The following is a 7,920-nucleotide window of genomic DNA, read 5'->3' as shown; positions in this document are numbered from 1 at the left end:
ATGCGACCCGCCTTCGCCTGGCGCGCACCCTGAATCGCCGCGAGGCCGATGCCGCCGAGGCCGAACACGGCGACGGAGTCTCCGGGCTGGACCTTGGCGGTATTGTGGACTGCGCCGATGCCGGTCGTGACGCCGCAGCCGAGCAGGCAGACATGTTCGGGGTTTGCCTCGGGATTGATCTTGGCGAGCGAGACTTCGGCGACGACAGTATATTCACTGAAGGTTGAACAGCCCATGTAATGATAGAGGGGCTGACCATTGTACGAAAAGCGGGTGGTCCCATCGGGCATCAAGCCCTTGCCCTGCGTTTCGCGGACAGCGACGCACAGGTTGGTCTTGCCCGACAGGCAGAAGTCGCACTTGCCGCACTCGGCGGTGTAGAGCGGAATCACGTGATCGCCCGGCCCGACGCTGGTGACGCCTTCCCCGACCTCGACAACGATGCCCGCGCCCTCGTGGCCCAGAACCACCGGGAAAACACCCTCCGGATCACTCCCCGCCAGCGTGTACGCGTCGGTGTGGCACACACCGGTGTGCGTCACCCGTATAAGGACTTCGCCTTTCCGGGGTGGGGCGACATCGATCTCGACGATTTTGAGTGGCTTGCCCGCCTCGAAGGCTACAGCGGCGCGAGATTTCATGTTGGGATACCCTCGTTGAGTTAAACCGATTGCTGGTGCGAGGCCGTTGCGTCAGCGCAAATTCGTGGGGGAGCGATCGCTCACTCCCCCGGTATGCCGGTCAGACCGTAACGACGACCTTGCCGATCTGGTCGTTCGATTCGAGGAAGCGGTGAGCGTCCTGGATTGCGTCGAGCGGGAAAGTGCGCGCGATCCGCGGCTTGAGCGCGCCCGATTCCAGACCCGCCACGATGAACGCCTTGGCACGATCGAGGGCGGCATCGTCCGAGACGATCTCGCTGTAGAGATACCCCTTGAGCGTGAGGCTCTTGCCCAGCACGGAGAACAACGGGAACGGCGTCGGTTCGCCGCTGAGCGCGCCATATTCGAGCAGGATGCCGCCGCGTGCCATGCTCTCGGTCAGCGGCTCGAACGACGGGCCTCCGACCGGATCGAGCACCACGCGCGCACCCTGACCATCGGTTATCTCCATCACCCTCGCTACCAGATCCTCTTCCCCGGTTGCGACGACATGATGTGCACCGGCATCGATCAGGGCCTGGCGCTTGGCGCCGGTACGCGTCGTCGCGATTACCGTCGCGCCGACCATCCGCGCAATCTGGAAGGCAGCAAGGCCGACGCTGCTGGAGGCAGCAGTGACGATGACGAAATCGCCCTCGCCGAGTTTCGCCTGCTCCACCAGCGCACCCCAGGCGGTGACATACTGCATCCACACGGCCGCCGCTTCCTCGAACGACAGCGCCGCCGGATGCTTGACGACGAGGCGGGCGGGCACGTTGGCGACCTCGCCATAAGTGCCCCAGCGCGCGATATCGAGCGGGGGGATGACGCTGACGGCTTCGCCTTCCGCAAACCCGGTCACGTCCGCGCCGACCGTAACGACAGTGCCGGCAGCCTCATAGCCAAGGCGGCTCGGGAACTCGGCTTCCTGAAGGTAGGCATGGTTGCGGAACATCACCTCGGCGCGGTTTATGCCTATCGCCTTCACCGCGATCTGCACTTCGTCGGCCGCGGGCGCGGGGACGGCCACATCTTCAATCCTGAGGACGCTGGCGTCGCCATATTCGTGGATACGGACGATGCGGCTCATTGGAGATTCCTTGATTATTGAATGATCGTTCTGTAAGGGAGAAGACCACCCGTTTCAAGATATTATTTATCGATCGTTCCATATCATGCACCAGAGATGACAGAGACGAAAGCCCGTCGCCGCGCAGGTCGCCCTCGTGTGTTCGACACTGACGCTGCGCTCGACAAGGCGGTGCGGCTGTTCTGGCAGCGCGGCTACGAAGCGACATCGATGGCCGATCTGGTGGCGGAGACTGGCGTCGCCGCTGCCAGTCTCTATGCAGCGTTTGACAACAAGGCGGGGCTGTTTGCGGCGGTGATCGAGCGCTACGCCGCGACGTTCAGCGTCCACCTCTATGCACCCATCAACGATCCGGCATTGTCCACCTACGAGGCCGTCAAAGGCCTGCTGGAACGAGCGGCGTCATCATTCTCGGAACCTGAAACGCCGGCCGGCTGCTTCATGTATTCGGCAGCGGCAGCCGTTTCGCCGGCGTCCGCCGCCATCGAATGCCTGCTGCGCGACAAGCGCATCGCGGCGGAGGCCCTCCTGATCGAGCGTCTGCAACGCGGCGCCGCGCAGGGCGAGCTTGCGGCCAACTCCGATCCGGCCGTGCTGGGCAAATTCATCAATACGGTCATGGAAGGCATGTCCGTTCAGGCGCGCGACGGCGCTACGATCAACGAACTGCTCTCCATCGCCAAAATGGCACTCGATCGATGGCCGGCCGCGATATGATCGCTACATGGTGGTCATCTGCCAATCCGCCTCCCGCGACCGAACAGTCGAACTCATCTCATAGGACAAAAGCACATGAAACACGTGACATTGCCCGGCGGGGAAGTGGTTCCTTCGATGGGTCAAGGCACCTGGAAGATGGGCGAACGTGCCGAACGGCGATCCGATGAGATCGCCGCGCTGCGCACCGGTGTCGAGCTGGGCATGACGCTCATCGATACCGCTGAAATGTATGGCGATGGTGCGGCGGAAACGCTGATCTGCGAAGCGCTCGGCGATCGTCGCGACCAGTTGTTCCTCGTCAGCAAGGCGTATCCACAGAACGCATCGCGCTTCCGCCTTGCCGGTGCGTGCGAGGCGAGCCTGAAGCGGCTCGGCACCGATCGGCTCGACCTCTACCTGCTCCACTGGCGTGGATCGGTGCCGCTCGCTGAGACGATAGAGGCAATGGAGGCGCTGAAATCGGCAGGAAAGATTCGGCATTGGGGTGTCAGCAACCTCGATACCGACGATATGGGCGAACTTGTCGCTGCCGGCGGGGATGGCTGCGTGACCGATCAGATCCTATACAATCTCGTCCGTCGAGGCCCTGAGTTGGACTTGTTGCCGTGGCTCGCACAGCACAACGTGCCAGTGATGGCGTATAGTCCCGTCGAGCAGGGACGCCTCTCAAGCCATCCCGCCCTCGACAAAGTAGCGGCCCAGGTTGGCGGAACCCCTGCGCAGGTCGCACTTGCCTGGACGTTGCGCCACGATAGCCTTATCGCCATCCCGAAAGCGAGTTCGATTGCACATGTGCGGGAGAACCGCGCTGCCGCAGATATCGTCCTCTCCGACGCCGACCTTGCGACACTCGATGCGGCATTTCCCCGGCCAGCGGGCCGTCGCCCACTCGAAATGCTGTAGCGTCAGATGGCGACATCGTCTTTCAAAGCAACCGAACGGAAATCGGACCGCCTCGAGGCATTCATGGACGCGGTGCTGGCAATTGCCATCACCCTCCCGGTGACCGAACTACACGCACCAGAGCCGACTGACGGCGACCTGGCAGCGGCATACCTAAAGCTGGCACCGGAATATGCCGCCTACGCCCTTAGCGTGATCCTGATCGGTCTTTACTGGGCTTCCAGCCACTTCACCGGCAAGCTTCTGCAAAAAACCGATCATGGCTACAATCTGCTCAGCATCGGCTTTCTTGCCGCTGTCAGCATCACGCCATTTCCTGCGCGGCCGCTCATCGAGCATCTCGGCGGTGACGCGGAAAGCAAGACCGCCGTTTTGGCCTATCTGGGCGTGGCAGCGGCGCCGGCGACGTGGTGGTTCGTGCGTTGGGTCTATGCAACCGCGAGGGGGCTTCCAGACCAGCGCCTGACAGACGCCTACCTCAGGCGAACAACCCTCAAATTCGCCGTCACCGCCGGAGCCTATTGGGCAGCCTTTGCCCTGGCAATCTGGAATTGGCGTGCTGGACTGATCGTCGCGGGGATCGTTACGTTGAGCTATATCGTTCCGCCAGCAAAGCCCAGCTACAAGCCAGGCCAAGAACCGGAGAATGGTTGAGACCGGCTATAGACCCGGCGAGGCGGATGCTCACATCGGCTAATCAATCCAGGATCTTATCGATCGTGATCGGCAGGGACCGCACCCGCTTACCGGTCGCGTGATAGATCGCGTTAGCAATCGCAGCGGCGGTGCCGACGATGCCGATCTCGCCTAGGCCTTTCACCCCAAGCGGAGTGCTGCGGACGTCGCAGCGCTGGTCGACCGCCTCGACCGGTACCTGCGCTCGCTCGAGCACGAGCTATACAAGCCGATGTTCGAGGCAGGGATCGAGGCGTGATTGGTGGTCAGTTGCCCCGGGTGGTGGAGTAGCCGTAGGGGCTGACCACGACGGGGACATGGTAGTGCGCGGCAGGATCGATGACGCGGAACACGAGCTCGATCTCGGGGAAGAATGGCGCCGCTTTCCGTTCGGGTAGCCCGACATGTCGAACTGCAGTCTGTAGATGCCCGGCGCGAACCGCGACGGCTACCTACCCGACGCCGATCTCTCGGTCGAAATCGAGCAAACCTGTAGTCCTGCATTACGATCTGGCATCTTGCATCACCGCGAGCAGCTATCGAAACCGGCGTTTATCACCTACAGTCCTGCAAGGCAGGGTCGCCGGTCCTGCGAAACTGATGGTGGGGGTGCCGTTGCGACCTGTGTCAGCTGCGATCTGTGTTCCGGTCCGCAACGAGGAGACTGCGTTACCGAAGTTGCTGGAGGCGATCGGGCGACTGGACCTGGGCGACGTCGAGGCTGCCGTGTTCTTCCTCCTTGATGATTGCTCGGATGCGAGCGAGCAGGTAATACTCGAGCATGCTGGTCGCATGGCCCTTCCGTTCACGGTGGCTCAGGGAGACCCGTGCCCTGATGCCAATGCCGGTCGTGCCCGCCGGGCCGCCATCGCCCTCGGCCTGCATCATGCGACGAGCACGCCCCACGGTATTCTCCTGACGACCGACGCCGACAGCCAGCCCCGTGCCGATTGGGTCAGGGCGGCACTGCAGGGCCTGGCCTCGGCCGACCTTGTCGCCGGGCGAATCGTCCGGATCGCAGCGGAGCGGGATCCGGTGCAGGGGAGGGTCGAGCGCTACCTCGATCGGCTTCACGCCTACCGACGATCGGTCGACCCCGTTCCGTGGGACAGTCCGACCGGCTCCCACTGCTCGGGAGGCGCCAACATGGCCTTCCGACCCGGAGCCTATCAGGCACTGGGTGGCTTCCAGCCGGTGCCATGCGGCGAGGACGCCGCCCTGCTCGACGATGCCGGGCGCGCCGGGTTGCGCGTGCGCCGCGATCCCGGCATGGTGGTTGCGACCTCCTCACGGCGGCTCGGCCGGGCGCCGGGCGGCATGGCGGCTGCGCTCAGTGCCATCGACCATCACGGGGCACCCTCAATGCCGCATCCCCGAGGGGCGGCATGGCAATACCGACAGCAGGCGGAGGCGCGCCGCATCTGGGCCGGGCTCCCCGATTCCTTTGTCGCAGCTCGCTTCGGCGACCGTATCGGATTGACCGGTGACCATGTGATCGGCGTCGCGCGCGACTGCCCCAACGCAGAGGCGTTCGCCATGCGTGTCGTGCCGGCGCTGCCCGATATACCCGACGTCACCCTCGTCGAGGCCGAGCATGCCCTGGCAACGCTCGAGAACCAGCTTTGCGAGCAGGCGGTATGACGACGGCCGGAGCTCTGCGTCATGGGATCGTCGCGGCGGGGTGGGCGACCGATCCCGCCGGCGATCCGACGACGCCCAAGGCATATCTGGACCTGCTCCGCCCTCTTTACGCTGCGGGACGCCGGGATCTCCCCATCGGGCGCCTGCTTGAGGGGCATGTCGATGCGGTGCAGATCGTGTTTCGATACGGCACGTCGTCCCAGGTCGCTGCGTTGCGGGCGCGCATCGCTGCGGGAGCGACGTTGGGTATTTGGAATGCGGGCCTGCCGGGTGAGCCGCTGGTGCTTACCGGCGGACGGCTGACCGGCGGCAAGGGCTATGCATCGGGGGCGGGGATACTGACTCACGCGCTGGTAACCGCGGATAGCGAAAGCGGACCGCAGCTGCTCCTGCTCGACCTCGAGGCCGATCCGCCTGCCATCGATCGGGAGTGGTGGCAGACGATCGGCATGCAGCGCTCGGAGACACATCTGGTACGCTGGTCCGGCTCTGTGATCGGTGAAGACGGCCGTATCGGCGAGCCCGGCAGCTATGCGCGGGAGCCGTTCTTCAGCGGAGGCGCGCTGCGCTTCGCCGCGGTTCATGCCGGCGGCATCGCCGGCCTGCTCGATGCAGTGCGTGACCACCTGACCACCCACGAGCGCGCTTCCGATCCGTTCCAGGCATCGCGCCTCGCCGACCTGTTCCTGCTTGCCCAGGGTGCAGCGGCGAGCATCCGCGACACGGCGGACGCCTGGTTCAGCGGGACGGATGCGGAACGCGTCGCCCGGGTGTCCGCTGCGCGGCTATCGATCGCCGGCTCTGCCGAGCGCGCCCTCACGATCGCGCAGGAGGCGGTGGGGCTGCAGGGATTGTTCCTGTCGCATCCGCTGGCGGCAAAGATCGCCGATCTCATGGTGTACCTGCGCCAGCCTGCGCCCGATGCGCATCGCCTTCGCGTCGGCCAAGCTGTCGCCGAGCACATCCTCGACCCCATCCTGTGAAGATCGCGCTGCGAAACGTGCGTGTCGCGCTGGTGATCGCCCCGCACCCGGATGACGAGGTCATCGGCGCGGCAGGCCTCATTGCGCGGCTTCGCCGCCATGGAGCTCGGGTCCGGGTTGCGGTCGTGACCGATGGTGCCGCATCTCACCGGGGCAGCCGAAAATGGCCGAGGACGCGACTGGTCGCGGCTCGCCAGCGTGAGAGCCTTCATGCGCTACGTCGTCTCGGCATCGTTGCTGGCGACGTCTCGTTCCTCAATTTGCCCGATGGCCAGTTGCCCTCGATCCCGGGGCGCTGTTATCGCGCGCTGCGCCGCCAGGTCGCACGATGCCGGGATCTCGATCTCATCGTCGGACCGGCCTGCGATGACGACCATCCCGATCACCGCGCCGTAGCCGCGGCCGTAGCCGGATGCCCGGGTGGCGCCAGTCGGCTGACCTACCGCGTGTGGCCGCCTCGCCCGGACAGGTCCGGACCGGCATGGCGCATCGCTGTGCCCGGGGGAGTTTCGGTGAAACGGTCCCTGATCCGCGTCTACCGGACGCAGCTCGGCGCCGTTTCCGATGACCCAGCAGGCTTCACGATCGCGAGACACGAGCTTGCGGCCTTTGCTCGTCCGGTCGAGCGCTACCGGCCGGGTTCGAAGTGACGAGCCCGATCGATCTTGCCGGGTTCGCCGCCAAGTTCGCCGGCGACGACGATCCCTGGCGCACCTTCACCGCCCGTGACGAGGCGGTGAAGCGTGCCGCGATCCTGCACGCGATAGGTCACCGACCGGTCGGACGGGTGCTGGAGCTGGCCAGCGGCAACGGATCCAACAGTGCCGCGATCGCGAGGATGGCGTTGCGCCTCGATGCGACCGAGGGCACGAGGGAGGGGGTCGACCTGACGGCACGCGCCGTTGCCGCCTGGCCTCGTGCGTGCGCATCGCTGCTCGTGCTCCCCGGTCGACCGCCACGTCTCGTCTATGACGTGATCGTGATCGCCGAGATCCTGTATTACCTCTCAGCGCGAGAGATGGCCCGGGTTGCGCGTGAGATGGCCGCTCGCCTGCGCCCAGGCGGCATCATCGTGCTCGCGCACCACAGGATTGATTTCTACGATTTCGTCCAGCATGCGGCAGGGATCCACGCCCGGTTCCTCGCAGAGACCGGGCGTTGTTGGACGGTTCGCACCGCGGGCCGCACCGGCCGCTGGGTCGTTACCGCGGCCCGCGCCGATGGTATGACCCGATCCCGTTGAACGCGAGCGAGGCAGCACGTCCCA

11 protein-coding genes and 1 pseudogene are annotated in these 7,920 nt (G+C 65.0%); 8 read left to right on the top strand and 4 right to left on the bottom strand.

What is annotated here, in order from left to right:
• Together A7X12_RS13370 and A7X12_RS13365 are read right to left on the bottom strand one after the other, a co-directional pair.
• On the bottom strand, nucleotides 1-641 hold a 641-nt coding region (locus A7X12_RS13370), incomplete at its 3' end, for an alcohol dehydrogenase catalytic domain-containing protein (RefSeq protein ID WP_157105593.1).
• Nucleotides 642-741: 100 nt separating this feature from the next.
• Nucleotides 742-1,731: a zinc-dependent alcohol dehydrogenase family protein gene (locus tag A7X12_RS13365; protein WP_009823890.1), complete on the bottom strand. Its 990-nt coding sequence runs from the start codon at nucleotides 1,729-1,731 to the stop codon at nucleotides 742-744.
• A gap of 138 nt (nucleotides 1,732-1,869) precedes the next feature.
• Here A7X12_RS13365 and A7X12_RS13360 point away from each other — a divergent pair, with 138 nt between their 5' ends.
• From A7X12_RS13360 to A7X12_RS13350, 3 genes are all read left to right on the top strand, one after another.
• A complete protein-coding gene (locus tag A7X12_RS13360) occupies nucleotides 1,870-2,448 on the top strand; it encodes a TetR/AcrR family transcriptional regulator (RefSeq protein ID WP_231729962.1) in 579 nt (192 codons plus the stop codon).
• A 75-nt stretch (nucleotides 2,449-2,523) separates the two neighbouring features.
• Nucleotides 2,524-3,354, top strand: a complete 831-nt coding sequence (locus tag A7X12_RS13355; RefSeq protein WP_062127102.1) for an aldo/keto reductase — start codon at nucleotides 2,524-2,526, stop codon at nucleotides 3,352-3,354.
• Between the two features lie 6 nt (nucleotides 3,355-3,360).
• Nucleotides 3,361-4,008 (top strand): TMEM175 family protein, encoded by a 648-nt coding sequence (locus A7X12_RS13350; protein WP_062127104.1) that lies wholly within the window; start codon nucleotides 3,361-3,363, stop codon nucleotides 4,006-4,008.
• Between the two features lie 43 nt (nucleotides 4,009-4,051).
• Here A7X12_RS13350 and A7X12_RS13345 read toward each other — a convergent pair whose 3' ends face one another.
• Together A7X12_RS13345 and A7X12_RS26295 are read right to left on the bottom strand one after the other, a co-directional pair.
• Complete coding sequence (locus tag A7X12_RS13345; RefSeq protein WP_007406887.1) at nucleotides 4,052-4,246, bottom strand: hypothetical protein; 195 nt, start codon at nucleotides 4,244-4,246, stop codon at nucleotides 4,052-4,054.
• Nucleotides 4,247-4,295: 49 nt separating this feature from the next.
• The gene (locus A7X12_RS26295; protein WP_231729964.1) at nucleotides 4,296-4,382 is read right to left on the bottom strand and encodes a hydroxyisourate hydrolase; all 87 of its coding nucleotides are present in this window, start codon (nucleotides 4,380-4,382) and stop codon (nucleotides 4,296-4,298) included.
• On the opposite strand from A7X12_RS26295, the pseudogene A7X12_RS26785 reads away from it, so the two are divergent.
• The 5 genes and pseudogenes from A7X12_RS26785 to A7X12_RS13320 form a co-directional block, all read left to right on the top strand.
• Nucleotides 4,369-5,016: pseudogene (locus A7X12_RS26785) on the top strand (glycosyltransferase); the annotation flags it as partial. The gene A7X12_RS26295 and the pseudogene A7X12_RS26785 overlap by 14 nt on opposite strands.
• Nucleotides 5,017-5,175: 159 nt before the next feature.
• On the top strand, nucleotides 5,176-5,670 hold the full coding sequence (locus A7X12_RS26285) for a glycosyl transferase (protein WP_018250469.1): 495 nt from the start codon (nucleotides 5,176-5,178) through the stop codon (nucleotides 5,668-5,670).
• On the top strand, nucleotides 5,667-6,653 hold the full coding sequence (locus A7X12_RS13330; RefSeq protein ID WP_007406880.1) for a hypothetical protein: 987 nt from the start codon (nucleotides 5,667-5,669) through the stop codon (nucleotides 6,651-6,653). Before A7X12_RS26285 ends, A7X12_RS13330 begins: the two co-directional genes overlap by 4 nt.
• Complete coding sequence (locus A7X12_RS13325; protein ID WP_007406874.1) at nucleotides 6,650-7,303, top strand: PIG-L deacetylase family protein; 654 nt, start codon at nucleotides 6,650-6,652, stop codon at nucleotides 7,301-7,303. The genes A7X12_RS13330 and A7X12_RS13325 overlap by 4 nt, the downstream gene beginning before the upstream one ends.
• Complete coding sequence (locus A7X12_RS13320; RefSeq protein WP_007406872.1) at nucleotides 7,300-7,896, top strand: class I SAM-dependent methyltransferase; 597 nt, start codon at nucleotides 7,300-7,302, stop codon at nucleotides 7,894-7,896. The genes A7X12_RS13325 and A7X12_RS13320 overlap by 4 nt, the downstream gene beginning before the upstream one ends.
• Nucleotides 7,897-7,920 lie beyond the last annotated feature (24 nt).

It is taken from the genome of Sphingomonas sp. TDK1 (assembly GCF_001650735.1).
In the GTDB taxonomy this organism is placed as follows: domain Bacteria; phylum Pseudomonadota; class Alphaproteobacteria; order Sphingomonadales; family Sphingomonadaceae; genus Sphingomonas.
Note: the sequence above shows the minus strand (reverse complement) of the source record. Positions and strands in the feature narration are given on the sequence as shown.

Coding starts and splice junctions, on each gene's coding strand:
- A7X12_RS13365 (WP_009823890.1), bottom strand. CDS start 1,731: ATGAGCCGCATCGTCCGTATCCACGAATATGGCGACGCCAGCGTCCTC.
- A7X12_RS13355 (WP_062127102.1), top strand. CDS start 2,524: ATGAAACACGTGACATTGCCCGGCGGGGAAGTGGTTCCTTCGATGGGT.
- A7X12_RS13350 (WP_062127104.1), top strand. CDS start 3,361: ATGGCGACATCGTCTTTCAAAGCAACCGAACGGAAATCGGACCGCCTC.
- A7X12_RS26285 (WP_018250469.1), top strand. CDS start 5,176: ATGGCCTTCCGACCCGGAGCCTATCAGGCACTGGGTGGCTTCCAGCCG.
- A7X12_RS13330 (WP_007406880.1), top strand. CDS start 5,667: ATGACGACGGCCGGAGCTCTGCGTCATGGGATCGTCGCGGCGGGGTGG.